This is a genomic window from Pseudomonas putida, from assembly GCF_028682635.1.
In the GTDB taxonomy this organism is placed as follows: domain Bacteria; phylum Pseudomonadota; class Gammaproteobacteria; order Pseudomonadales; family Pseudomonadaceae; genus Aquipseudomonas; species Aquipseudomonas putida_AE.
Genome location: NZ_JANHLK010000009.1, coordinates 77,291 through 101,898, shown reverse-complemented (window position 1 = coordinate 101,898; position 24,608 = coordinate 77,291). Strand labels below are relative to the sequence as shown.

General features: G+C 60.9%; 20 protein-coding genes. 9 read left to right on the top strand and 11 right to left on the bottom strand.

Going from position 1 to position 24,608, the window contains the following annotated elements; translation table 11 throughout:
- Positions 1-403: 403 nt before the first annotated feature.
- The 8 genes from NPS56_RS13620 to NPS56_RS13585 all read left to right on the top strand — a co-directional run bounded on the left by NPS56_RS13620 (position 404) and on the right by NPS56_RS13585 (position 9,055).
- Entirely contained in the window at positions 404-1,165 is a 762-nt protein-coding gene (locus NPS56_RS13620; RefSeq protein ID WP_274075075.1) for a hypothetical protein, read from the top strand.
- 215 nt (positions 1,166-1,380) lie between these two features.
- A complete protein-coding gene (locus tag NPS56_RS13615; protein ID WP_274075074.1) occupies positions 1,381-2,622 on the top strand; it encodes an SfnB family sulfur acquisition oxidoreductase in 1,242 nt (413 codons plus the stop codon).
- Between the two features lie 23 nt (positions 2,623-2,645).
- Positions 2,646-3,839 (top strand): SfnB family sulfur acquisition oxidoreductase, encoded by a 1,194-nt coding sequence (locus NPS56_RS13610; protein ID WP_274075073.1) that lies wholly within the window; start codon positions 2,646-2,648, stop codon positions 3,837-3,839.
- Positions 3,839-5,197 carry an LLM class flavin-dependent oxidoreductase gene (locus NPS56_RS13605; RefSeq protein WP_274075072.1) on the top strand — a complete coding sequence of 453 codons (1,359 nt, stop codon included), beginning with the start codon at positions 3,839-3,841 and terminating at the stop codon, positions 5,195-5,197. The genes NPS56_RS13610 and NPS56_RS13605 overlap by 1 nt, the downstream gene beginning before the upstream one ends.
- Before the next feature lie 119 nt (positions 5,198-5,316).
- Positions 5,317-6,126 (top strand): MetQ/NlpA family ABC transporter substrate-binding protein, encoded by an 810-nt coding sequence (locus NPS56_RS13600; protein ID WP_274075071.1) that lies wholly within the window; start codon positions 5,317-5,319, stop codon positions 6,124-6,126.
- A 2-nt stretch (positions 6,127-6,128) separates the two neighbouring features.
- Positions 6,129-7,250 (top strand): methionine ABC transporter ATP-binding protein, encoded by a 1,122-nt coding sequence (locus NPS56_RS13595; RefSeq protein WP_274075070.1) that lies wholly within the window; start codon positions 6,129-6,131, stop codon positions 7,248-7,250.
- Positions 7,240-7,884 carry a methionine ABC transporter permease gene (locus NPS56_RS13590; RefSeq protein ID WP_008057629.1) on the top strand — a complete coding sequence of 215 codons (645 nt, stop codon included), beginning with the start codon at positions 7,240-7,242 and terminating at the stop codon, positions 7,882-7,884. The genes NPS56_RS13595 and NPS56_RS13590 overlap by 11 nt, the downstream gene beginning before the upstream one ends.
- A gap of 541 nt (positions 7,885-8,425) precedes the next feature.
- Entirely contained in the window at positions 8,426-9,055 is a 630-nt protein-coding gene (locus tag NPS56_RS13585) for a class I SAM-dependent methyltransferase (protein WP_274075069.1), read from the top strand.
- A gap of 96 nt (positions 9,056-9,151) precedes the next feature.
- On the opposite strand, the gene NPS56_RS13580 is transcribed toward NPS56_RS13585, so the two are convergent.
- Genes NPS56_RS13580 through NPS56_RS13570 form a run of 3 tightly spaced genes read right to left on the bottom strand, consistent with a single transcriptional unit; the run spans position 9,152 to position 14,369 of the window.
- Positions 9,152-12,205, bottom strand: coding sequence for an efflux RND transporter permease subunit (locus tag NPS56_RS13580; protein WP_274075068.1), 3,054 nt, complete (start codon positions 12,203-12,205; stop codon positions 9,152-9,154).
- The gene (locus NPS56_RS13575; RefSeq protein ID WP_274075067.1) at positions 12,202-13,269 is read right to left on the bottom strand and encodes an efflux RND transporter periplasmic adaptor subunit; all 1,068 of its coding nucleotides are present in this window, start codon (positions 13,267-13,269) and stop codon (positions 12,202-12,204) included. Before NPS56_RS13575 ends, NPS56_RS13580 begins: the two co-directional genes overlap by 4 nt.
- A complete protein-coding gene (locus NPS56_RS13570) occupies positions 13,266-14,369 on the bottom strand; it encodes an efflux RND transporter periplasmic adaptor subunit (protein WP_274075066.1) in 1,104 nt (367 codons plus the stop codon). Before NPS56_RS13570 ends, NPS56_RS13575 begins: the two co-directional genes overlap by 4 nt.
- A gap of 190 nt (positions 14,370-14,559) precedes the next feature.
- Between NPS56_RS13570 and NPS56_RS13565 the strand changes: the two genes are divergently transcribed.
- Positions 14,560-15,756 (top strand): AAA family ATPase, encoded by a 1,197-nt coding sequence (locus NPS56_RS13565; protein ID WP_274075065.1) that lies wholly within the window; start codon positions 14,560-14,562, stop codon positions 15,754-15,756.
- A gap of 24 nt (positions 15,757-15,780) precedes the next feature.
- On the opposite strand, the gene NPS56_RS13560 is transcribed toward NPS56_RS13565, so the two are convergent.
- The 8 genes from NPS56_RS13560 to NPS56_RS13525 all read right to left on the bottom strand — a co-directional run bounded on the left by NPS56_RS13560 (position 15,781) and on the right by NPS56_RS13525 (position 24,458).
- On the bottom strand, positions 15,781-16,758 hold the full coding sequence (locus NPS56_RS13560; RefSeq protein WP_274075064.1) for an RHS repeat-associated core domain-containing protein: 978 nt from the start codon (positions 16,756-16,758) through the stop codon (positions 15,781-15,783).
- 225 nt (positions 16,759-16,983) lie between these two features.
- Positions 16,984-17,766, bottom strand: a complete 783-nt coding sequence (locus tag NPS56_RS13555; RefSeq protein WP_274075063.1) for a MetQ/NlpA family ABC transporter substrate-binding protein — start codon at positions 17,764-17,766, stop codon at positions 16,984-16,986.
- Between the two features lie 251 nt (positions 17,767-18,017).
- A complete protein-coding gene (locus NPS56_RS13550; RefSeq protein ID WP_274075062.1) occupies positions 18,018-18,941 on the bottom strand; it encodes a sigma 54-interacting transcriptional regulator in 924 nt (307 codons plus the stop codon).
- A gap of 56 nt (positions 18,942-18,997) precedes the next feature.
- On the bottom strand, positions 18,998-19,579 hold the full coding sequence (locus NPS56_RS13545) for an alpha/beta hydrolase (RefSeq protein ID WP_007972928.1): 582 nt from the start codon (positions 19,577-19,579) through the stop codon (positions 18,998-19,000).
- A gap of 264 nt (positions 19,580-19,843) precedes the next feature.
- Positions 19,844-20,245, bottom strand: coding sequence for an ExbD/TolR family protein (locus tag NPS56_RS13540; protein WP_034148436.1), 402 nt, complete (start codon positions 20,243-20,245; stop codon positions 19,844-19,846).
- 1 nt (position 20,246) lies between these two features.
- A complete protein-coding gene (locus tag NPS56_RS13535; protein ID WP_274075061.1) occupies positions 20,247-20,972 on the bottom strand; it encodes a MotA/TolQ/ExbB proton channel family protein in 726 nt (241 codons plus the stop codon).
- Between the two features lie 44 nt (positions 20,973-21,016).
- Positions 21,017-21,829 carry an energy transducer TonB gene (locus tag NPS56_RS13530; RefSeq protein ID WP_274075060.1) on the bottom strand — a complete coding sequence of 271 codons (813 nt, stop codon included), beginning with the start codon at positions 21,827-21,829 and terminating at the stop codon, positions 21,017-21,019.
- 262 nt (positions 21,830-22,091) lie between these two features.
- The gene (locus NPS56_RS13525) at positions 22,092-24,458 is read right to left on the bottom strand and encodes a TonB-dependent receptor (RefSeq protein ID WP_274075059.1); all 2,367 of its coding nucleotides are present in this window, start codon (positions 24,456-24,458) and stop codon (positions 22,092-22,094) included.
- Positions 24,459-24,608 lie beyond the last annotated feature (150 nt).

Sequence of the window (24,608 nt, the reverse complement as noted above, 5' to 3'; positions counted from 1 at the left end):
CACCAAACTCTTACTCTTACATAATTAAATGTACGTGCACGACAAGCACATCTTGTCAGCGCACTCGATACATATATGTATTGCGCAACAGTTTTGCCGACTGGACATCCAAGCGCATCGTGAACCCATATAATGCGCCAGCCCCTCATAAAACGGCGCCTTGAGCAGGTAAAGTCGACTCATCGGAACGGCTTATTAACTTTAACGCGTAGGAGTTTTCTGAATAACACCCAGCACTTCATTTAACTAGCCCACTCTATTGACACTGAATCCAGCGCACTCTTATCTAGTCTCCTGCCAGCGGCACTGATCACGCCAAATCATTATTTCAAATCAAAGTAATGAACGGTTTTGCTGTTGTTTTCCGAAACGGACTTCATTGCAAAACATCAAGGAGACTTCCATGACATGCACCTCAAGTAAAATCGAACTTGCCGCCCCGACACTGGCGCAGTCCCACAAGGCCGGGATCAACCTCGCCTCGGCCGCGCACTTGCTGATCGAGGTGCCACCCTACCCCGGGATGGACGAAGGCGACCTGATCGAACTGTTCTGGGACAACTGCTACGTCGCCTCGAGGGCCCTGAAGGCCATTGAGATCGGCCAACCCGTCCAGCTACGGGTACCCGAGAGCTTTATCGCCAGTGGCGCTTCTCGCGTTCACTATCGAATCATGCAAATAGGGCAGGCCCCGATCGTATCGCCCGCCCGGCGGCTGCAGTCAAAACTCGAGTGCCCCGGTGGACAGCCTACTGCGCTGACTGGCGACGAGAACCAGAGCCTGGCACCGGTAAAACTTCCCGGAACGATTTGCCGGCAGGGGGTGAATCCCAACCAGATCAAGCGCGGCGTGCCAGTCACTATCGAGCCGTACCTGAACATGGCCGCCGATGACGAAATCACCCTGCGCTGGGGCGATGCCCGCATGGATTTGCCGCCACTCAAGGAGAGTGATGTGGGCCAGCCGATTCAGATCTGGGTGCCACCGGCGATCATTCTCGAAGCCGGCGAAGACCTGCGCCTGGAGGTGACTTACTGCATCCTTGATCGTGTCGGCAACAATTCGCGCTGGGCGCCAGCACGGGCGTTGAAGATTGGTTGTGCCAATCCCTATCTCAAGGTGCCGAAAAAAGAACACCTCAAAGCCGCCGAACGACGAAAGTGATGAGGCGCAGCTTGACCTTCTATACATATTCCTAAAAGTTAGTTCAAAAAACATTTATACACGTTTAGGGTATATAAACCGGACCACCGGACATTCTTGTTTTCGTTCGCCGCACCCCGCGGTGTTTCCATGAGATGTGAGGTAGGTATGGTCCGGAACACAATCACCCCAGTGCAGATCGCCAGGGCATTGCGTGTAGCCAAGGAGTGGCACTGATGTCCAGTCTGGCTGATGCAATCGTCCAGAGTGACCTGGACATCGCCCCCTTGTTGTTGCCCGCGCAAGTGCTGCGCAACGATGCCCAGGCCATCAAGGCCGCCCATGAGCTGGCGCAAGTCGCTCGCCTGCAGGCAGCCCGGCGCGACCAGCAGCGCAAGCTGCCGTGGTCGGAAATCGAACAATTCACCCGCAGCGGCCTGGGCAGCATCGCCATTCCCCGCGAGTACGGCGGCCCGCAGGTTTCATTTGTCACCCTGGCCGAGGTGTTCGCGATCATTTCCGCGGCGGACCCGGCCCTGGGTCAGATTCCGCAGAACCAGTTCGGCATTCTCAACCTGGTGCTCGGCAGCGCCACCGAGGCGCAGAAAAAACAGCTGTTCAAGAGCGTCCTGGAAGGCTGGCGAATCGGCAATGCCGGGCCGGAACGCGGTGCTAAAAACACCCTGGAACTCAAGGCGCGCATAAGCGCCGACGGCGATGGTTTTGTCCTCAACGGGCAGAAGTTCTATTCCACCGGCGCGCTGTTCGCGCACTGGGTCGCGGTCAAGGCGCTCAACGACGATGGCAAGCAGGTGCTGGCCTTCGTCCGTCGCGGTACGCCGGGGCTGCGCATCGTCGATGACTGGTCCGGTTTCGGCCAGCGCACCACCGCCAGCGGCACCATTTTGCTCAACAACGTGCGGGTCGATGCCGAGCTGGTGGTGGACAACTGGAAGATCAATGAAAAACCCAATACCCAAGGCGCCGTCTCGCAGCTGATTCAAGCCGCCATCGACGCCGGTATCGCCCGTGGCGCCATCGACGACGCCATCGAATTCGTCAAAACCCGCGCCCGGCCATGGGTCGACGCCAACGTCGAACGGGCCAGCGATGACCTGTACGTGATCGCCGACATCGGCAAGCTGAAAATCGAACTGCACGCCGCCGAAGCACTGCTGCGCAAGGCCGGGCAGGTGCTCGACCAGGTGAGCGCCGCGCCGCTCACCGCCGAGTCTGCCGCCCGCGCCTCGATTGCCGTGGCCGAAGCCAAAGTGCTGACCACCGAAATCTCGTTACAGGCCAGCGAAAAGCTCTTCGAGCTGGCCGGCAGCCGCGCCACCCTCGCCGAATTCAACCTCGACCGCCACTGGCGCAACGCCCGGGTGCACACCCTGCACGACCCGGTGCGCTGGAAATATCACGCGGTGGGTGCCTATTACCTGAACGGCACTTTGCCCGCTCGCCATTCCTGGATCTGACGACCAGACATCTGGAGAAACACATGACCCTTTCTCAACACGTCGCGGTCATCACCAGCGATGAGCAAGCCCTGATCGTCGCCAGCGACCTGGCCGAAGATTTCAAACGCGACAGCGCCCTGCGCGACCGCGAACGCCGTTTGCCACACCCGGAACTGGAAGTGTTTTCCCGCTCGGGCCTGTGGGGCATCAGCGTGCCCAAGGAATACGGCGGCGCCGGTGTTTCCAACGTCACCCTGGCCAAGGTCATCGCCCTGATCGCCCAGGCGGATGGCTCCCTCGGGCAAATCCCGCAGAACCATTTCTACGCGCTGGAAGTGCTGCGTGTGAACGGCAGCGATGAGCAGAAAAAACGTCTGTACGCCGAAGTATTGGCCGGTCAGCGATTCGGCAATGCCCTTGCCGAACTGGGTACCAAAACCGCCCACGACCGCGTCACCCGCCTGACTCGCGATGGTGACGGCTATCGCATCAACGGTCGCAAGTTCTACGCCACCGGCGCGATCTACGCGCAGCGCATCCCGACCTCGGTGATCGATGAAAACGGCGTGCAGCAACTGGCGTTCGTCCCGCGCGACAGCAAAGGCCTGACCGTGATCGACGACTGGAGCGGCTTCGGCCAGCGCACCACCGGCAGCGGTTCAGTGGTGTTCGAAGATGTCTTTATTGCCGCCGAAGACGTGATCCCGTTTCAAAGCGCGTTCGAGCGCCCGACCCCGGTCGGCCCGTTGGCGCAGATTCTCCATGCCGCCATCGACACCGGCATCGCCCGCGCGGCCTATGAAGACGCGCTGCATTTCGTGCGCACCAAGACCCGGCCGTGGATCGACGCCACCCATGAAAAAGCCACCGACGACCCGCTGACCATCAAGAGCTTCGGCCACTTGAGCATTCGCCTGCACGCCACCGAAGCCTTGCTGGAGCGCGCCGGGGAATTCCTCGACAAGGCACAGGCCGACACCAATGCCGAAAGCGTCGCCGCCGCGTCGATTGCCGTCGCCGAAGCCCGGGCCATCAGCACCGAAATCTCCCTCGCCGCCGGCACTACCTTGTTCGAACTGGCCGGCAGCCAGGCCACGCTGGTCGAGCACGGGCTGGATCGCCACTGGCGCAATGCCCGGGTGCACACACTGCACGACCCGGTGCGCTGGAAGTACCACGCGGTCGGCAATTACTACCTCAACGATGAAAACCCGCCGCTGCGGGGGACCATCTGATGGCCGACGCGAAAAAGAAGATCCTGCTCAACGCGTTCAACATGAACTGCATCGGGCACATCAACCATGGCCTGTGGACGCATCCACGGGACACCTCGACCCAGTACAAGACGATCGAATACTGGACCGAACTGGCGCAACTGCTCGAGCGCGGGTTGTTCGACGGCTTGTTCATCGCCGATATCGTCGGTGTTTACGACGTGTACCAGAACTCGGTGGATGTGCCGCTCAAAGAGTCGATCCAGCTGCCGGTCAACGACCCGCTGCTGCTGGTCTCGGCGATGGCTGCCGTGACCAGAAACCTCGGCTTCGGCCTCACTGCCAACCTCACCTACGAACCGCCGTACCTGTTCGCCCGGCGCATGTCGACCCTGGATCACCTGAGCCGCGGTCGGGTGGGCTGGAACATCGTCACCGGCTACCTCGACAGCGCCGCCAAGGCCATGGGCCTGAGCGAACAGGTCGAGCATGACCGCCGCTACGACCAGGCCGATGAATACCTGCAAGTGCTCTACAAACTCTGGGAAGGCAGCTGGGAAAACGGCGCGGTGCTCAACGATGCGCAGCAACGGATCTACGCGCAACCGGAAAAAGTGCACAAGGTCGAGCACAAGGGCGAGTTCTATCAGGTGGAGGGTTATCACCTGTGCGAGCCCTCGCCGCAGCGCACCCCGGTGCTGTTCCAGGCTGGCAGTTCCGATCGCGGATTGCTGTTCGCCGGGCGGCATGCCGAATGCGTGTTCATCAGCGGGCAGACCAAGGCGTCGACCAAGGTACAGGTGGACAAGGTCCGCGCCAGCGCCGTCGAGGCCGGGCGCAATCCCGAGGACATCAAGGTGTTCATGGGCTTGAACGTGATCGTTGGCGCGACTGAAGAACTCGCTTGGGCCAAGCACGCCGAATACCTGGGCTACGCCAGCGCCGAGGCGGGAGTGGCGCATTTTTCGGCCTCCACCGGGATCGACTTTTCCGAGTACGCCATCGACGAACCGATCCAGTACGTCAAGAGCAACGCGATCCAGTCCGCCACCAAAAACCTGCAGAACAACGACTGGACCCGCCGCAAACTGCTCGAGCAACACGCCCTCGGCGGACGTTACATCACCCTGGTCGGCTCGCCTGAACAAGTGGCCGATGAGCTGGAATCGTGGATCGCCGAAACCGGGCTGGACGGTTTCAACCTGACGCGGATCGTCACGCCGGAAAGCTATGTGGATTTCATTGAGCTGGTGATTCCGGAGCTGCAACGGCGCGGGTCGTACAAGACCGCCTACGACAACGGGTCCTTGCGCGAAAAGCTGTTTCATGGCGAGGCGCATTTGCCTGGCCAGCATACCGGCTCTGCCTACCGACGCTAAAAGCATCGCCAGCAGGCTAGCTCCCACATTTGGAATGCATTCCCACTGTGGGAGCCAGCCTGCTGGCGATGAGGCCTGACCAGACAACACAAAACTCATGCACTGACTGGAAAACTACCATGACCAAAAAACTCCTGAACCACCCAGTCAAAGCACTGGCCCTGGCCCTAGCCCTGTTCAGCTCGGCGCTGTTCGCCGCCGACGCCCCACTGAAGATCGGCACCACCGCCGCCTTCGCCATTCCTCTCGAAGCGGCAGTAGAAGAAGCCGGCAAACAAGGCCTGAAAGTCGAACTCGTAGAGTTCACCGACTGGATCGCGCCCAACGTCAGCCTCGCCGCCGGCGACATCGACGTGAACTACTTCCAGCACATCCCCTTCCTGGAAAACGCCAGGAACGCCTCCGGCTTTGACCTGGTGCCCTTCGCCCCGGGGATCATCAACAACGTCGGCCTCTACTCGAAGAAATACAAAAGCTTCGACGAGCTGCCGCAAGGCGCCAGCGTGGCCATCGCCAACGACCCGATCAACAGCGGCCGAGGCTTGCAGCTGTTGGCCAAGGCCGGCTTGATCACGCTCAAACCGGGTGTCGGCTACAAGGCCACCGAAGAAGACATCATCGCCAACCCGAAGAACATCAAGATCCTGCAGGTCGAAGCCGTGCAACTGGTGCGCGCCTATGACGACGCTGATCTGGTCCAGGGCTACCCGGCCTACATCCGCCTGGCGAAAACCTTCGACGCCGGCTCCGCCCTGCTGTTCGACGGCCTCGACCACAAGGAATACGTGATCCAGTTCGTGATCCAGCCGAAAAGCAAAACCGACCCGCGCCTGATCAAGTTCGTCGACATCTACCAACACTCGCCGGCCGTTCGCGCAGCCCTGGATAAAGCCCACGGCAAGCTCTACCAAGCCGGCTGGGAGAGCTGAGCATGACGGCAGCCACGCAACGGCGACTGGACATTCCAGCGCTCAAGAATGCTGACCAGACCGAACTGCACCCGGCGCTCAATCGGGCCCACGTGCGCTTCATCGGCCTGGGTAAAACCTACGACGGCAAGCAAGGACCGGTGGCGGCGCTGCAAGGCATCGACCTGGCGATCCAGCGCGGTGAGGTGTTCGGCATCATCGGCCGCAGCGGCGCCGGCAAGTCGTCGCTGATCCGCACCATCAACCGCCTCGAACAACCGACTTCGGGTCGCGTGCTGATCGATCAAGTGGACATTGGCGAGTTCGACGAAGACCGCCTGGTGGCGCTGCGTCGGCGCATCGGCATGATCTTCCAGCACTTCAACCTGATGTCGGCCAAGACCGTCTGGCAGAACGTCGAGTTGCCGCTGAAAGTCGCCGGAGTGCCGAAGGAAAAACGCGAGCAGAAGGTGCGTGAACTGCTGGAACTGGTCGGCCTGCAGGGCAAACACAAGGCTTACCCGGCGCAGCTTTCCGGCGGGCAGAAACAGCGCGTCGGCATCGCCCGCGCGCTGGTGCATGACCCGGCGATTTTGCTGTGCGACGAAGCCACTTCGGCACTGGACCCGGAGACCACCCAATCGATCCTCGGCCTGCTGCGTGAGATCAATCAGCGCCTGGGCCTGACCATCATCCTGATCACCCACGAAATGGCGGTGATCCGCGAGATCTGCGATCGCGTGGTGGTCCTGGAACATGGACAAATCGTCGAGCAAGGCCCGGTCTGGGAAGTCTTCGGCAACCCTCAGCATGAGGTCAGCAAGACCTTGCTCGCGCCACTGCAACACGCCCTGCCGCCCGAGCTGCAAAGCCGCCTGCATCAACAAGCGCAGTCTTCGGAGGATGCCGTGGTGCTGCGCCTGCAATTCACCGGAACGGCCCATGCCGAACCAGACCTTGCCGCGCTGTTCGCTGCACTCGGTGGCCGCGTGCGTCTGTTGCAGGGGGGCGTGGAACGGATTCAGGGGCACGCGCTGGGGCAACTGCTGCTGGCGGTGACCGGCTCGCCTCTGGGCGCCGATGAACTGCGTCATCGCGCCGGCAACTGGGCGCAACAGGTAGAGGTGTTGGGTTATGTGGTTTGATCGCTTGCTGCAAGGCTTCATCGACACCTTCCTGATGGTTGGCGTGTCGTCGTTGATCGCACTGCTGGCGGGGATTCCGCTGGCGGTGATCCTGGTCACCAGCTCCAAGGGCGGCATCTACGAAGCCCCGGCGCTGAACCGCGCACTGGGTGCCTTCGTGAACCTGTTCCGCTCGATTCCGTTCCTGATCCTGATGGTGGCGCTGATCCCGTTCACCCGGTTGATCGTCGGTACCACCTATGGTGTGTGGGCGGCGGTGGTGCCGTTGACCATCGCTGCCACGCCGTTCTTTGCACGCATCGCCGAGGTCAGCCTGCGCGAGGTCGATCATGGTTTGATCGAAGCGGCGCAGGCCATGGGCTGCCGACGTGGGCATATCGTCTGGCATGTGCTGTTGCCTGAGGCGCTGCCGGGGATAGTCGGGGGCTTCACCATTACCCTGGTGACGATGATCAACTCATCGGCCATGGCCGGGGCGATCGGTGCGGGTGGCTTGGGGGATATTGCGTACCGGTATGGGTATCAGCGCTTTGACAGTCAGATCATGCTGACGGTGATTGTGTTGCTGGTGGCGTTGGTGGCGGTGATTCAGTTGGGTGGGGATAGGTTGGCTCGGGGGTTGAACAAACGCTAGATCAAGATCAAAAGATCGCAGCCTTCGGCAGCTCCTACAGGGAATGTGTACACCCTGTAGGAGCTGCTGAAGGCTGCGATCTTGGCGATATTTCGTACAAGAAAATCGGCAATTCTGAAGGCTAAATCCCTTTCCTTTGCAGGACGTTTCCTAGATTATTCCGCTCGCTTGCGCCTGCCAAATTCCGTGGTTAGTCTCGGTCCGTCACTGCTCATCAGTGATCGGGTTTAGTAGCCCGGAACAATAGGCGCATAGCGTTTCCATGCTCATGTCGGCACTTTGCCGCATGCGGAATATGGTGGCTGTGCGTGGGGCACCTTCGGGTGCACCGGTTTTCCTATTGACCGGCCTACTAACCTGCGTACAGCCGCCACCCAATCGTTTAGTAGGCGATACGTAAGGCCGCCATCGCTGGCAAGCCAGCTCCTGCAGATGACCGACGCGATCATTGTAGGAGCTGGCTTGCCAGCGAATGGCTGCGCAGCAGCCCCAGGCTTGATGGCGTATATTCGGCAAATCCCTATTGCCTGCGCAGCCAACCATGAAACAGACCCCCGACGACCTCGAACAGATCACGTCCACCACCCTGGGCCATTACAACTCGGTGGCCGAAGGTTTCCGCGAAGGCACCCGCGATCACGATGTTAGCCAGAACATCGACGCGCTGTTGCGGCATATCCAGGGTAAAGCGCCGTTCGACATTCTCGATTTTGGCTGTGGTCCCGGTCGCGACTTGCAGACGTTTACGCGAATGGGCCACACAGCGGTCGGTCTCGACGGATCGGAGAAGTTTGCGCAGATGGCCCGGGAGGACAGCGGTTGCGAAGTCTGGCAGCAGGACTTCCTGAAGCTGGATTTGCCGGACGAGCGCTTCGACGGGATTTTTGCCAATGCGGTGCTGTTTCACATCCCGCGCCAGGAGTTGCCTCGGGTGTTGAAGCAGCTGCGCGCGGCGTTGAAGCCGGGGGGTGTGTTGTTCAGTTCCAATCCCCGTGGCGAGAATCAGGAAGGCTGGAACGGGCCGCGGTATGGGGCGTATCACGATCTGCAGGCGTGGCAGCAATTGCTGACCGAGGCGGGGTTTGTGGAGCTGGAGCATTACTACCGGCCGGCGGGGCTGCCGCGGGAGCAGCAGCCTTGGTTGGCGAGTGTGTGGCGCAAGCCTGCGTAGCCAGTGCGGACGCCATCGCCAGCAGGCTGGCTCCCACAGTTGATCGCATGCCCCTGTGGGAGCCAGCCTGCTGGCGATGAGCGCGCAGCGCTCGTCTTACTGCACTTCTTTCTTCGGCTCTTGGATCCTGTACCAGGCCACATACAACGCCGGCAAAAACAGCAGCGTCAGCAAGGTGGCGACAATGATCCCGCCGATCATCGCGTAGGCCATCGGCCCCCAGAACACCTCCCGGGCGATCGGGATCATGCCCAGGCTCGCCGCCGCGGCGGTCAGCAGGATGGGCCGGCGACGATGTTCGGTGGCTTCCACCACGGCATCCCAGGGTGACGACCCTTGCGCCACGAACGCGTCGATCTGGGTCACCAGGATCACCGAGTTGCGGATGATGATGCCGATAAGCGCCAGGATGCCGAGGATCGCCACGAAGCCCATCGGCGTGCCGGTCGGCACCAGCGCCAGCACCACGCCGATCAGGCCCAGTGGCGCGACGCTGGCCACCAGGAACATCTTCTGCACGCTGTGCAGCTGGATCATCAGGAAGGTGGCCATCAGGAACACCATCAACGGTACGACCTGGTTGATCGGCCCCTGGGCCTTGGCGCTCTCCTCCACCGTACCGCCCGTGGCGACCTTGTACCCCGCCGGCAACGAGGCGGCGAATGTGTCGATGTCCGGCTTGAGCAGTTTCACCAGGTCGGTGGGCTGGATATCACCGATCACCGCGGTCTTGATGGTGATCGTCGGCTTGCGGTCACGACGCCACACCAGCGGTTGCTCCAGCTCGTAACGCACAGTGGCAAACGCCAGCAGCGGAATCGAGGTGCCGCCCGGGGTGAGGATCTGCAGGTTCTGCAGGGTTTCCGGCGAACCCCGTTCGGCGTCCACCGCGCGCCCGACCACGTTGATCAGGTAGATGTCGTCGTCGACCTGGGTCACCGTGGAACCGCTGACGATACTGTTCATCAGGTTCGCCACGTCTTCGGACGACAAGCCAAGCTGGCGCGCCTTGTCCTGGGCGATGTCGATGCGTAGCACCTTGCCGGGCTCGTTCCAGTCGTAAATGATCTCGCCGATGTGCGGGTTCTTGTCCAGCACGGTTGCCAGATCGATGGCGTGCTTGCGCACCTGGTCGATGTCCGGGCCGCTGACGCGGTACTGGATCGGCCGCCCCACGGGCGGGCCCATCTCCAGTGCCTGGACGAAACTGCCGATGCCGACGAAGTCTTTGCGCAGGCGCTCACGCAGGCGATCGCTGAGGGCTGTGCGCGTCTCGAAGTCCTTGGCGACGATCACCAGCTGTGCGTAGTAAGGGTTCTGCAGTTGCTGGTCGAGGGGCAGGTAGAAACGAATCGCGCCCTGGCCGATGTAGGTACTCCAGCGCACGATGTCGGGGTCGCCCTTGAGGGTCGCTTCCAGCTTGTCCACGGCTTTGCGGGTTTCATCGATGGAGGCGTTTTGCGGCAGGTTCAGGTCCACCAGGATTTCCGGACGATCCGAGGCCGGGAAGAACTGGTTCTGCACAAAGCGCATGCCGACAACCGACAAGGCGAATATCAGCATGGTGATGCCAATCGCCAACCAGCGATTGCGCATGCTCCACAGCAGGCCGCTATTGAAGGCCCGCCCCAAGCGCCCTGGCTCGGCCGAGTGCGGCTTAACATTGACGCTGAGGATGTGCACGCCGATCACCGGGGCGAACAGCACCGCCACCACCCACGAGACCATCATGGCCACGGCGATCACCGCAAACAGGGTGAAGGTGTATTCACCGGCCGAGCTGCCATTGAGGCCAATGGGGACAAAACCCGCCACCGTCACCAGGGTGCCGGTAAGCATCGGGAACGCGGTCGAGGTGTAGGCAAAGGTCGCGGCCTGCTCCTTGGTTTCGCCCAATTCCAGGCGCGAGACCATCATCTCGACCGTGATCATTGCGTCATCCACCAACAGGCCCAACGCGATGATCAGCGCACCGAGGGAAATCCGCTGCATGGTGATGCCGCTGTATTCCATGAACACAAACACCATCGCCAGTACCAGCGGGATCGAGCACGCCACCACCAGGCCGGCGCGTACGCCGAGGCTGATGAAGCTGACCACCAGCACGATCACCACGGCTTCGAACAAGGCACTGGTGAACCCGCCAACGGCGGCTTCCACCACCACAGACTGATCGGACACGTTGTGCACGCCGACGCCCACCGGCAGATTGGCCGTCAGCTCGCTGATGCGCTGGTGCAGGGCCTTGCCGAAGTCCTGGATGTTGCCGCCCGTTTGCATGGCAATGGCCAGGCCAATGGCGGGTTGGCCATTGAAGCGAAACTCCGGCGTCGACGGGTCGACGTAGCCACGCTGGATGTCGGCAATGTCGGCCAGGCGATAGAAGCGATCATTAAGGCGCAAATTGACGTTGGCCAGATCCTTCTCGGAAATGAACTGCCCGGACGTGCGCACGGAAATCCGCTCGGGACCGGCTTCGATGACCCCGGCCGGGGTCACCGCGTTCTGGGCCTGCAGGCTTTGTACGACTTGCTGTTCGTCGATACCCAGCGCCGCCAGCTTGCGGGTCGAGAAATTCAGATAGAGCACTTCGTCCTGCTGGCCGACCATTTCGATCTTGCCCAGGCCCGGCACACCGCGAATCTCTGCGCGCGCCTGCTCTACGTAGTCGCGTAACTGACGCAGCGACAGGCCATCGGCGGTAAAGGCGTAGATCGAACCGAACACGTCGCCGAACTCGTCGTTGAACGACGGGCCCTGGATGCCCTGGGGAAACGAGTAGCGAATGTCGCCGATCTTCTTGCGCACCTGGTACCAGATTTCCGGAATGTCCTTGGCCTTGGTGGTGTCGCGCAAGTACACGTAGACCGTGGATTCGCCGGGACGGGTGTAGCTTTTCACGTAGTCGAGGGAATCAAGCTCTTCGAGTTTTTTCTCGATACGGTCGGTGACCTGCTTGAGGGTTTCTTCCTGGTTCGCACCCGGCCAGCGGGTCTGGATCACCATGGTCTTGATGGTGAACGACGGGTCTTCCTCGCGTCCCAGGTTGAGGTACGAAAACACGCCCATCAACAGTGAGACAAACATCAAATACCAGACGAACGACTGATGCTTGAGGGCCCATTCGGATAAGTTGAAACTCCCTTTCATTGTGGGCTGCCCTCGTCGACTTTCACTTTTTGCCCCGGCTTGAGGCTGTTCACACCGGCACTGACCACTCGCTCGCCGGCCTTGATATCGTTGGCCAGCACCACCGTGCTGTCCGTGCGTCTGACGATGCTGACATCCCGTGGGGAAACGGTTTGCGTCTGCGCATCGATGACCCAGACGCGGTTTTTACCATCGACCTCCTGCAAGGCGCTCAGGGGCAGTTCGATGCGCGGCTTGACCGCGCTCTTCAAGGTCACGCTGATCGCCGTGCCGAGACGAAATGCGGGCGGCGTCTCGGTCAGCGTCAGGCGCGCGCGGCGTGTGCGCGTTGCGCTTTCGGCCTGGGGCTCGATTTCACGCACGGTGGCCGTGGTGGTAATGCTCGGGTTCAGTTGCGAGGCGACCTGAAACACCACGTCGGCGGGCAACTGCTCGATCAGGGTGTCGGGCAAGTCAATCACCGCTTCCTTGATGTCCGGCTGCGCCAGGGTCACCACCTGCTGGCCCGCGGTGACGACTTGCCCGGCTTCGGCAGCCCACGCCGTGACCACGGCCTTGTGATCGGAGCGCAACTCAACGTAGTTGAGCTGATCCCTGGCCTGGCTGACCGCGGCCTTGGCCTGGTCGAGCGAGGCCTGGGTGGTTTTCAGATCGGTAATTGCACTGTCGAGTTGCGCCTGTGAGCCCACCCCGCGATCGAACAGTTGTTGCTGGCGTCGGGCGCTGGCCTGGGCATTGATGAGCTGCGCCTGGATACTCGCCAGGTCGCCTTCGGCCGAACGCAACTGGTTCTGCTGGTCGGTGGGGTCGAGCGTGGCGAGCAAGGCACCTTTTTCGACTTCGGCACCGACATCGACGCTGCGACTGGCAATGCGCCCCGGCACGCGGAAGCCGATGTTGCTTTCATAGCGGGCCTGGATGCTGCCAGCGAATCGCCCCAGGTTTTCTTCGTCGAGGGCTTTGACCTTGATGGACAGCACCGGACGCACTGGCTCCGGAGCGGGTTCTTCTTTCGAGCAGGCCGCCAGCATCACACTGGCGAACACCAATAGCAGGCGCTTCATGGCTGAGCCCCCGCAGTCAGGTCCTTGTAGGTGTCTTCGGCGATTTCCACCTTCACACCGGGGTGCAGCAACTGGCCCCCGGCGATCACGACTTTTTCACCGCCGGTGAGCCCGGCGCTGATGATGACTTTACCGGTCAGGTAGCGGCCCACCGTGACGTTGTGCAGTTGCGCCTTGCCTTCGCCATCCACCAGCCACACCGCCGGCTGGCTGATGTTTTTGGTCAGCGCCGACCACGGCAGCTCCACGGCGGATTTGCCCCGGGTATTGGCGGTGGCACTCACCACCGAACCCAACTGCATGCCTGGCGGCAAGGCGTCGAGGGTGACCTTGACCTGCACCGTACCGGTTTGCTCGGAGACGGCCGGGGTCACTTCGCGCACGGTCCCGGTGGTCTTGATCGCCGGGTTATCCAGCAGGCTCACCACCACCGCTCGATCCGACGGCGGCTCGGCCAGCAGCGATTCGTAGACGTTGAACACCGCATCGCGGTCGCCGTCCCGGGCCAGGCTGAAAATCGGTACCGTGGCCTGCACCACCTGGCCAACCTCGGCCTGGCGTGCTGTTATCACGCCCGGCGCGTCGGCAATCAACGCCGTGTAGCTCAGCTGTTCACGGGCGTTGGCCAGTTGCGCCTGGGCCGCCGCCAGCGAGCTTTGGGTGCTGCGCAAGGCCGCCTGGGCGGAATCGTATTCGCTTTGGCTGGTATAGCCCTTGGGCAAGAGTTTTTGCTGGCGCACGAAGGCGGCGGCGTTCTGTTTGACCTTCGCCTGCTCGGCGACCACCTGGGCCTGGGCCGAATCCACGTTGGTCTGCAGGTCCTTGGGATCGAGCCTGGCAAGCACCTGCCTGGCCGAAACCCGGTCGCCGACATCCACAGTACGCTGGATGATCTTGCCCCCGACGCGGAACGACAGCTCGGTTTGCACCCGGGCCTGGACATCGCCGGTCAACGTGATGTTGACGGCGTAGTCGGCCAGCTTGACCTCCTGCACGAAAACCCGTGGCCGATCCTTCTCGACCGGCTTTTCTTTGTCGCAAGCACTCAGCAAAGCCAGGAGGCTCAAGCCAAGCGCTATTTTCAATCCGGGAACAGCCATGCAGACTCCTTTGCGTTTAACGGGCGCGATTCGTCTGTCAGCTTAGAACAGGGTTTAATCTTCGCCTACGCAATAATCATCATTTCCACTGCAGGAGCTGCCGCAGGCTGCGATCTTTTGCGTTTGAATGATAAAGATCAAAAGATCGCAGCCTGCGGCAGCTCCTACAAGGTCACAGGGAACGTCCTTCATGCTAAAAACCCTCGCGGTGGCCAATTACCGCTCGATCAATAAACTGGTGATTCCGCTGGGCCGGCTGAACCTGATTACGGGCCCCAACGGCAGTGGCAAATCCAATCTCTACCGCGCGCTGCGCCTGCTGGCGGAAACCGCCCAGGGCGGTGTGGTCAATGCATTGGCCCGCGAGGGGGGACTGCATTCGACCTTCTGGGCCGGTCCGGAAACCATCAGCCGGCGCATGCGCAATGGCGAAGTGCCGATCGAGGCGACCGTGCCACGGGGCGTGAAGCGCCTGCGGCTGGGATTTTCCGGGGAAGACTTCGGTTACTCGATCAGCCTCGGGCTGCCCGACTCCAACGGTCACTTCATGCTGCCCGGGCACAGTACGCCTATTCCGTCGCGGTTCAGCCTCGACCCGCAGATCAAGCGCGAGTGCCTGTGGGCCGGGCCGTTCTATCGGCCAGCGAGCCTGCTGGTGGATCGCGACGGCCCGCTGATCCGCGCTCGGGCCAACCGCAGTTGGGACGTGCTGGCTCAACACACGCCGAATTTCGACAGCCTGTTCGATCAGGTCGGCAGCCTGCGTACCTCGCCAGAAGTGCTGGAAATGCGCGAGTTCATCCGCCGCTGGCGCTTCTACGATCACTTTCGCAGCGACGCGGACGCCCCGGTGCGTCAGCCACAACTGGGCACCCGCACCCCGGTGCTGCACCACGACGGCAGAGACCTGGCGGCGGCGTTGCAGACCATCATCGAAATCGGCGACCCCGAGGCATTGCGCAACGCGATCAGCGACGCCTTTCCCGGCGCGCGCCTGCACATCGAGCCGCTGGCCGGCGGGCGTTTTGCTATCGAGTTTTATCAGGAAGGACTGTTGCGACCGTTGTCGGCAGCCGAGCTGTCGGACGGCACCTTGCGGTATTTGCTGCTGGTGGCGGCGCTGCTGACGCCCAGGCCGCCGACGCTGATGGTGCTGAACGAACCGGAAACCAGCCTGCATCCGGATCTGCTGCCGGCGCTGGCGCGCTTGATCATCCGCGCGTCCGCACAGTGTCAGGTGTGGGTGGTGTCCCATGCGCGGCGGTTGATTTCGGCGTTGCAGGAAGATCCTGAATGCAATTGCATCGTACTGGAGAAGAATCTCGGGCAAACCGGGATTGTTGGGCAGCGGATGCTGGATGAGCCGGCGTGGTATTGGCCGGATTGACCGGCCAACCTTTCTGATGTGCCTTCAGATAGAGCGACGAATGTTGGCCGCTCTGGGAGCTGGTTGCTGCGCAAGGAGCTCGATAGAGCTCGAAGGCACCCGCCCCTTGTTCGTCACAAAACTCATCAAGGCAGCTTCAGTCCCGGGCTTTTTCACAGCCCAATAAGTCCCCACTCTCGATGCTAACGCCAACGTTGTCAGCCCTAAAGTGACATACCCCAGTATTGCGCCTGCCTCAGGTTTATCGGCGATTGCCACAGCGGCACTTGCAACCCCCACCAGACCTGTGGTGAGTATCGCGTTACTGGCCGTCACCGTGCTCGCTGCCGCAAAGGCCTGTCTGGCCGGTAATTTTCTCAATGCACCCAATCTCAAGGCATCCTTGGCCAAGTTATAGGCGGGGATGGGACGGGACATGCCCAGTCGCACATTCAACACACTCATCATGCTTGCGATCAATCGGCCTATTTCGGCAAACCGCCCCGTCGGATCACTGAGATTCACCGGATCCCCCAAACAATACGCATACGAATTCAACTCGCCCTGCCCAAACGGACTCAGCCGGTCAGGGCTGTTGAAACGCATCAGCACCGGGTTGAACGCCCGATGCCCGTTACCCAGCAAATAATACCCGGTCACCGGGTCAAGACGTTCGCCGTTAAAGCCGAGAAGACTGCTCAGACCGCTTTCCACCCGATGATGACCATAAGCTGTGTAGACCTGTGGCAACGGCCCCACCGAATCAATCAGCTGCAACACGGAGCGCTGTTGATCGGTGGCCAGCAACTGGCTCTTGAGGGTGTCGTTCTCGCTCGATTGCACGGCGAGCAGTTGCTCGCCGTGCTGAAATACAGAATGACTGGTCTGTCCCTGCCTTTCCGTTACCAGATGCTGATGACGATAGAAGCGTTGCACGCTGGCCTGGTCGGCGCACTCGAGCCCTGTGATCTGGTCCAGCGCGTCATAGTGATACCGACACATAGGGGTAGGTACAGCTGTCATCGCGGGAGCCTCCTGGTCGAAGGCCAATCTTGCACCCATACCGGAGCCTCGGGCACCTAGCAGAACTGCTAGGTGCCGAGTGGTTTTAATGTGCGGTTACGCACTTGGATCGTTCCCACGCTCTGCGACTGGAGGCATTCCCACGCAGAGCGTGGGAAGATAAAAAAACGCCGACGCTCTATCAGCCGTCGGCGTTGAAAACCTTGAAGAGGTTTACCTGGTGAATCAGAACGCTGGCAGTACCGCGCCGCTGTACTTCTTCTCGATGAATGCTTTCACTTCCGGGCTGGTCAGGGCCTTGGCCAGTTTCTGGATGGCGGCGCTGTCCTTGTTGTCTGGACGGGCTACCAGGAAGTTCACGTATGGCGAATCCGGACCTTCAATGATCAGCGCGTCTTTCGCCGGGTTCAGGCCCGCTTCCAACGCGTAGTTGGTGTTGATCATGTCCAGGTCGACCTGATCCAGCACACGCGGCAACATGGCCGACTCAAGCTCCTTGAACTTGAAGTTGTGCGGGTTCTTGGCGATGTCTTTTGGCGTGGACACGGCGTTTTTCGGGTCTTTCAACTCGATCAGGCCAGCCTTCTGCAGCAGGATCAGGGCACGGCCGCTGTTGCTGCCTTCGTTAGGAATGGCAATGGTCGCGCCGTCCTTGAGCTCGGCCAGGGTTTTGACTTTCTTCGAGTAGCCACCGAACGGTTCAACGTGAACACCAATCACGGTGACCAGGTTGGTGCCTTTGCCTTCGTTGAAGCTTTTCAGGTATGGCAGGGTCTGGAAGTAGTTGGCGTCCAGACGCTTCTGGTCGACCTGAACGTTCGGTTGAACGTAGTCGGTGAAGACTTTGATTTCCAGGTCCACGCCTTCTTTGGCGAGGGTCGGCTTGATCAGCTCAAGAATCTCGGCGTGTGGAACCGGGGTCGCCGCCACCACCAGTTTCTCGCCAGCCTGGGCCAGGCCCGCAGTCAGGGCAGCCGCCAGTGCGGTGAACAACAGAACCTTTTTCATGCAGTGTCCTTATCGAAAATCACGGTCGCTTGTGGCGACGGCTAGATATTTAAGTGCCAGTGAAGTGCTATCGCTGGCGTGACGCGGACAATACCGGGATTTTTTATTCCCGAACAATATCTTTTATTCACTTTCATATTCCATTTTGTTCATACAGCTCTGGCCCACACATTCAACTGTAGGAGCTGGCTTGCCAGCGATGGCGTCCGACCAGAAAAACCGCGTAAGCCCAATCGCGAGCAAGCTTGCTCCTACAGGAGGCCGGCGTCTTTGAGAATGTGTTTCAAGGCTGCTTTTTCGGCGACGGAGCCGTTGCCAAGAATCTGTCGGAGTTGCCGTTCGATTTGCGCCAAACCTTCATCAGGCAAATTCAAATGCTCCGGCAGGATCTCGTCACCGGTACTCACCAACAGCGCAAAGTGAATGACGTTTTCCAGCTCCCGGGTATTGCCCGGCCAGCTGTGTCTCTCAAGTACCGCTTGTGCGGCCTCGCTGATCAGTGGCACTGGCAGGTCCAGGCGCTGGCTGTAGATGCCGAGGAAATATTCGGCCAGGGACAGGATGTCACCCACCCGCTCGCGCAGGGCCGGCAGTTCGAGCTGGCCTTCGCTGAGATAGTGGTAGAGCCGCTCATGGAATTTTCCGGCGGCAACCGCCTGGGCCAGGTCGATGCTGGTGGCGGCGACCAGGCGCACGTCCACCGGGCTTGGTTGATGCGCACCAACGCGGGTCACTTCGTGGTTTTCCAGGGCGGCGAGCAATTTGATCTGGATCGGCAGTGGCAGGTCGCCGATTTCATCCAGATACAAAGTGCCGCCGTTCGCCGAACCGAACCACCCGGCGCGACTGCTGGCCGTGCCGCTGAAACTGCCGGCGGCATAACCGAACAATTCGGCATCGGCGTAGGTCGGGCTGATTGCCCCGCAGTTGACCGAGACGAACAATCCACCGCGATCACTGGCGCGATGGATGTGCCGCGCCAGCAGCTCCTTGCCGCTGCCGGTTTCCCCACGGATCAGCACCGAGATCGAGCGCGGCGCCAGTTGCTCCAGCTCCTGGCGCAGTTGCCGCGAACGCGGATCGACGAATACCAGCGCCTTGGCGCGGATGCTCAGGGGACTTTTTTCCGCATCGGGAAAGGTCAGCAGCGGCTGGCCGAAGGTTTCAAAACTCATGGCAGGCTCCCGCCCAAATCCGCCAAAGGACGGGGGCGTTGAAAAAGACAAAAGGGTCAGGCGCGGCGCAGGGCGTGGTGTTCCATGCGGTTTTGCAGACGATAGAGATAGGCAAAACCCTGCTCCCAACGCTGATGACCCGACTTCACATTGATGTGCCCGGCACCTGCGAGGATCCCTGCTTCCGCGCCCCAGTTACGCGCCAGTTCCAAAGCCCGCGGCGCGCTGACGGCGCTGTCGTTGTCGGAGCTGACGACCTGGCTTGGGAATGGCAGCAGGTCGGTGGGGATCGGTGCGAAATTGCGCAGGGCCGGGGCGCATGCCGGGCGCTCGACGTCCGCCGGCGCGACCAGCAGGGCGCCACGTACCTGACGCAGAAACTGCACAGGTGCGGTTGCTGCCCAATGCGCGACGGTGATGCAGCCAAGACTGTGGGCGATCAGGATCACCGGGGTACTGTCGGCGGCAATCGCCTCGGCCAGTGCCGCCACCCAGTCTTCACGACGCGGCGTCAACCAGTCGGCCTGCTCCACCCTTGCGCTGTTCGGCAGGCTGTTCTGCCAGTGGCTTTGCCAATGATCTTCCGGCGATCCTTGCCAGCCCGGCACAATCAGGTAGCGAATGGATTCGTTGCGCATGGGGGAGCTCTCCTGCTGCGTGTCTGTTCCTGATCGAGTATAGGGACGGGATTTATATTCGTTAAGGAATAAGAAGCTATTTATTAAGACCTATATAGAATATGACCCGCGCTCAACTGTAGGAGCTGGCTTGCCAGCGAAGGCGACTTGCCTGACACACCGCTTTCGCTGGCAAGCCAGCTCCTACAGGGGTGATGTGTTTGACAGAAATAAAAAAAGGGCCGCACCCTGCCAAGGAGACGGCCCCGGAAAATCGAAAATCTTTCAGCGCGCGGTGATCACCGACAACTTGGTAATACCTGCCCGCTCAATGGACGCCATGGCCCGTGCCACTTCGCCGTAATTCACCCCGTCGTCGGCCTGCAATTGCACCCGAACCTCCGGGTCCTTGGCCTTGGCCGCTTGCAGATTGAATTCCAGCAAATCGGGCTGGATTTCATCCTTGTTGATAAACAGCTTGCCGGCCCCGTCGATGCTCACCACCAGCGGGTCCTTCTGCTCCACCGGCGCCACGGCTTCGGTCTTGGGCAGGTTGATCGGGATCGCATTGGTCAGCAGCGGCGCGGTGACGATGAACACCACCAGCAGCACCAGCATCACGTCCACCAGCGGTGTCACGTTGATCTCGCTCAGCACCTCATCACTGTCTTGCGTGGAGAAGGCCATATCAGGACGCCTCCTTCACTTTCTGCGCGTTACCCGATGCCGCGCCTTTGTGCGCCGTCGGGTGGATCAACACGCGGAACGAGCTCTTCTGCGCCAGGCTGTAGAAGTCGTGGGCAAAGTCGTCGAGGTCCGCCGCCGTCAGCTTCAAACGGCGCAAGAAGTAGTTGTAAACCAACACCGCCGGTACCGCGACGGCGATCCCCACACCAGTGGCCACCAAGGCTGCACCGATCGGCCCGGCCACCGTTTCCAGGCTCGCCGAGCCCGCCGCGCTGATGCCCTTCAACGCCTCCATGATTCCCCACACCGTGCCGAACAACCCAATGAACGGAGACGTACTACCAATACTCGCGACCACCGCCAACCCGGTTTCCAGGGAACGGCGCTCGCGCACGATCTGCTGACGCAAGGCCCGCTCAAGGCGATCCTGATGATTGATCGCCTGGCTCAAGTCCGCTGCGTGTGGCGCCTCGCCTACCTGGATCGCCGCGTAACCGGCCTGCGCCACCCGCGCCGCTGCGCCGGGTTGGGTTTCGGCCAATTCCGCGGCCGAATCAAGACTGGAGGCGGCCCAGAACTGCTTGTGAAACTTTCGATCCTGGGCCTTGAGGCGACCGAACTGCACACCCTTGAGCAATGCCAGGCCCCAAGTGGCGACAGAAAAAACCACCAGCAGCCAGATCACCGCGCTTTCGATGGATTCGAGTGGAGATGCCAATAACGTCATGGTGAATTCCTCATGTAAACGTTTCGCGCTAAATAGGTGTCGGTTTAATGAATCTTGAAATCTATGGGCACGCTGACCCAGCCGTCCTGGGCCACGTCACCCTGCTTGGCGGGCACGAAACTCCAGCGTTTCACGGCGCTCAGGGCTGCCTCATCGAGGGCCTCGCGGCCACTGCTTTTCTGAATCTGGATCTCGCCGGGCTTGCCGCTGGCGAGAACATGTACTCGTAACAACACCGTGCCTTCCCAACCGCGACGCTGGGCCAGCGACGGATATTCCGGCGCCGGGTTTTTCAGGTATGCGGCGTTGGCCGAGGCAGGCGTCACAGGCGCTGGCGCGGGTGGCGCGGGCGGTGCCGGTGCTGCAACCGGAGTAGCCGGCTGTGGCGGCGCGGGCGGTTGCTCGACGGCCTTGGGCGCAGGTTTAGGTACTGGCTTGACCACGGGTTTTGGCTTGGGAATCGGTTTTGGCGTCGGTTTGGCCGCCAGCTCATCCACCACGGGCGGTGGCGGTTCGACCACCGGTGGCGGAGGTGGTGGAGGCGGCGGAGGTGGCTCAACCGCTGGTGGTGCCGGACGCGAAAACTCGATGGTCATCGGTGGAATTTCCGGCGGCACGATCGGCAATGCCTTGGTCGGCTGCTGATTGACCCAGTAAATCACCGCGCCGTGCACCAGCAACGCCAGCACACCGAGCAGGATCGCTTCGCGTCGGCTCAGGACGCCCTTGGGTGCACGCTGCAAACGCAGCTGGCCCAAAGGCACGCGGTGAACCCGCCCGAGGTCGACCAACTCACCACCCGGCGCGTGGCGCCAAAGCACCTCGTGTGCGCTGGCGGCGTTCTGGACATTGCCCATTGATTTACTCCCTGCGGTCTTTTTGCGAATTACCCGATACGACGAACCCGACGTTCCCCCGAACGACGTATCGACGGGTTAATCATTGAGTGAGACGCTTATCTCTGAAAGTAATATTTGAAGTTATAGATAGACCCAAAACGAATATAAAAAAAGCTCTATTCGTTGCAGGCCATGTCGCGTAAGGGCTGCGGCCAGGCGGCCGAAAACACATGCTTTTCAGGCATTGAAAATATTCCCCCAAGGCATGGTTTTCGGCGCATCAGAAGTCGTAGCGACCAGTCACACCCAAGGTCCGTGGTGTCCCGAGCAAACCTTCGTAACCGCCGTTGGCACCGGTCCAGAGGGTGGTGTAATAGGTTTTGTCGAAGGCGTTTTTCAGCCACAGCGAGACGTCCCACTGGCCCTGCTTGAAGTCGCCACGCAGGCCGGTGGACAGGTTGACCACGGCGTAGCTCGGGATCTGGCCGAAGTCCGAATCCTCCACCGTGCCCACCGCTTTGGAGCGGAACGCATAGCTGGCGGTGACGTACTCCTCGAAGCCGTTACTCAGGTTCCATTTGTATTCGCCGTTGGCGTTGCCGATCCATTTCGAAGCACCGACCACCTGGTGGCCGGTGAGATCGCAAGAGGCCGGGGCGCCTGGCGCCAGGCTGACTTCCGGCGGGCACGGCGCATCCTTGTAGGAGAGGTAGCTGACGTCGTTGTAGGAGCCGTTGACGTTCAACGTCAGGCCGCGCAACGGGATCAGCGTGCTGTCGAATTCCACGCCACGGGAGCGCACGGAACCGGCGTTGGTCAGGTATTGCACGCGGTTGACGTCGTCGTAGGCGTTGGTCTGGTAGCCGTTGACCTGGGTCCAGAAGACGTTGGCGTTGAGCTGCAGGCGACGGTCCCAGAGAGTGCTTTTGAAGCCGAGTTCGGCGTTATTGGCGCGCTCGGTGCCGATAAGCAGCGAGTCCGCGCCGGCGACCGGGGCAGTGCCCACGGCCAGGTTGACCCCACCGGATTTCTCGCCGTGGGACAGCGTGGCGTAGCCGAGCAGGCTATCGCTGAAGTGATAGCTGAGGTTCAGCAGACCCGAGGGGCTGGAGCTGTACTGGTTCAAATCGCCGGAGTCGTAAGCCCCGGCACGACCCTGCCTGACCGCCGCTGCCGCGCCAGCCACCGCCGCGCCACCCACTGGCGCATTACGGTCGACCCAGGCGCTTTTCTCTTCGTAGGTGCCGCGCACACCAGCGGTGAAGTCCAGCCGATCGCTGAGGTGCCAGGTGCCTTGGGCAAACAGGGCGAAGCTGTCGGTCTGGATGTGGCCTTTGCCGATGCTGGTGACGTTGGCCAGTGCACCCGCGGGCGTGCCATTCCAGATGTCCGCTTGCGGTCCGTTGTAGGTAAAGGATTTGTTATCCAGGTTGGAGCCGAAGTAATAGGCCCCGAGTACATAATCGAAGAATCCGCCGGTGGGCGAGGCCAGGCGAAACTCCTGGGAATACTGCTTATCCTCCACCGAAACGCCAGCGTTGTAGAAGGCGGTTACGTTCAGGCCGTCATCGTTGCGCGGAGTGAAATTCCACCAGCGATAGGCGCTGATCGAGGTCAGGGTGAAGTCGCTCGGCAGCGTCCAGTTGGCCTCGACCAACGTGCCGCCCTGATGCACGGTGACGTGCTGGTCGTTGTTCAGGTTGACCTTGCGATGGGTGCCATCGACCAACGTGGCGCCCGCCGCATTGGCCCGGTTCTGATAGAGGTTGACGCCATTGATGGTCGGTCCGGTGTTGTACAACACGCGGGTGCCGGCGCTGGAGTCCTCTTCGTTGTAATCACCAATCCAGCGCAGGTTGAACGACTCGTTCGGCTTGAACAGCAACTGGCCACGAAAGCCATCCCGTGAGCCGCCGTTCAGGTCGTGGCCGTCGTATTCGTTCTTGATGTCGCCATCGCTGCGGGTGCGGTAAGCGGAAAATCGACCCGCCAGTTCATCATTCAACGGACCGGAAATCGTGCCCTTGGTCTGGAAGTAACCGTCCTCGCCCACCGAGCTTTCGATGCTGCGCTCTGGTGTGAATGACGGCGCCCGCGTGCTGATGTTGATCACGCCCGCGGTGGTGTTCTTGCCGAACAAGGTGCCTTGCGGACCGCGCAGCACTTCGAGCTGCTCGATGTCCATCAAGTCGAACACCGCCATACCCGGCCGACCGAGGTAGACGTTGTCGATGTACAGCCCGACGCTGCCTTCCAGGCCATCGCTGGCCGGGTTGTTGCCCAGGCCACGGATCGACACGCTGGACTGGCGCGCATGCATGTAGGCGACATTGACGCTAGGGACCAGTTGCTGCAGATCCTGGATGCGATAGACCCGCTGGGTTTCCAGCACCTGGCCGCTGACCACGCTCATGGGCGTCGGTACATCCTGCGAGCTTTCTTCGCGACGGCGGGTGGTCACGGTCACGGTTTCCAGTTGAGCGCCATCGGCCTTGGCCGACGCGGCTTTCGTAGTAGCCTCTTGCGGGGTGGCAGTCTCGGCTGCGTAGCCTTGGGTCCAACTGGCGCTCCCCGCCAGCAGCAGAGCCAGGGGCAGGCGTTTGAGCCGTCGGGGTGTGAGGGGTGACGTTAGGTTCAACGGACTCATGAGGCGGCTCCTGGTCAAAAACACACAGCGACTTTTCAGTAGTGCATATTCTTTAAAGTTATTTATTTATGTTTTTACAAAGATTTACTGCATAAGAGATTGCCTTTATAAGGAGTCGACCTAATGCATATCCAATGCATTTCCCCGATA

Excerpts from the sequence above, each read along its gene's own strand:
- NPS56_RS13550 (WP_274075062.1), bottom strand. The coding sequence starts at position 18,941 with ATGAGTTTTGAAACCTTCGGCCAGCCGCTGCTGACCTTTCCCGATGCG.
- NPS56_RS13535 (WP_274075061.1), bottom strand. The coding sequence starts at position 20,972 with ATGACGTTATTGGCATCTCCACTCGAATCCATCGAAAGCGCGGTGATC.
- NPS56_RS13595 (WP_274075070.1), top strand. The coding sequence starts at position 6,129 with ATGACGGCAGCCACGCAACGGCGACTGGACATTCCAGCGCTCAAGAAT.
- NPS56_RS13615 (WP_274075074.1), top strand. The coding sequence starts at position 1,381 with ATGTCCAGTCTGGCTGATGCAATCGTCCAGAGTGACCTGGACATCGCC.
- NPS56_RS13590 (WP_008057629.1), top strand. The coding sequence starts at position 7,240 with ATGTGGTTTGATCGCTTGCTGCAAGGCTTCATCGACACCTTCCTGATG.
- NPS56_RS13555 (WP_274075063.1), bottom strand. The coding sequence starts at position 17,766 with ATGAAAAAGGTTCTGTTGTTCACCGCACTGGCGGCTGCCCTGACTGCG.
- NPS56_RS13560 (WP_274075064.1), bottom strand. The coding sequence starts at position 16,758 with ATGACAGCTGTACCTACCCCTATGTGTCGGTATCACTATGACGCGCTG.
- NPS56_RS13605 (WP_274075072.1), top strand. The coding sequence starts at position 3,839 with ATGGCCGACGCGAAAAAGAAGATCCTGCTCAACGCGTTCAACATGAAC.
- NPS56_RS13545 (WP_007972928.1), bottom strand. The coding sequence starts at position 19,579 with ATGCGCAACGAATCCATTCGCTACCTGATTGTGCCGGGCTGGCAAGGA.
- NPS56_RS13570 (WP_274075066.1), bottom strand. The coding sequence starts at position 14,369 with ATGGCTGTTCCCGGATTGAAAATAGCGCTTGGCTTGAGCCTCCTGGCT.
- NPS56_RS13600 (WP_274075071.1), top strand. The coding sequence starts at position 5,317 with ATGACCAAAAAACTCCTGAACCACCCAGTCAAAGCACTGGCCCTGGCC.
- NPS56_RS13585 (WP_274075069.1), top strand. The coding sequence starts at position 8,426 with ATGAAACAGACCCCCGACGACCTCGAACAGATCACGTCCACCACCCTG.
- NPS56_RS13580 (WP_274075068.1), bottom strand. The coding sequence starts at position 12,205 with ATGAAAGGGAGTTTCAACTTATCCGAATGGGCCCTCAAGCATCAGTCG.
- NPS56_RS13610 (WP_274075073.1), top strand. The coding sequence starts at position 2,646 with ATGACCCTTTCTCAACACGTCGCGGTCATCACCAGCGATGAGCAAGCC.
- NPS56_RS13530 (WP_274075060.1), bottom strand. The coding sequence starts at position 21,829 with ATGGGCAATGTCCAGAACGCCGCCAGCGCACACGAGGTGCTTTGGCGC.
- NPS56_RS13620 (WP_274075075.1), top strand. The coding sequence starts at position 404 with ATGACATGCACCTCAAGTAAAATCGAACTTGCCGCCCCGACACTGGCG.
- NPS56_RS13565 (WP_274075065.1), top strand. The coding sequence starts at position 14,560 with ATGCTAAAAACCCTCGCGGTGGCCAATTACCGCTCGATCAATAAACTG.
- NPS56_RS13540 (WP_034148436.1), bottom strand. The coding sequence starts at position 20,245 with ATGGCCTTCTCCACGCAAGACAGTGATGAGGTGCTGAGCGAGATCAAC.
- NPS56_RS13575 (WP_274075067.1), bottom strand. The coding sequence starts at position 13,269 with ATGAAGCGCCTGCTATTGGTGTTCGCCAGTGTGATGCTGGCGGCCTGC.
- NPS56_RS13525 (WP_274075059.1), bottom strand. The coding sequence starts at position 24,458 with ATGAGTCCGTTGAACCTAACGTCACCCCTCACACCCCGACGGCTCAAA.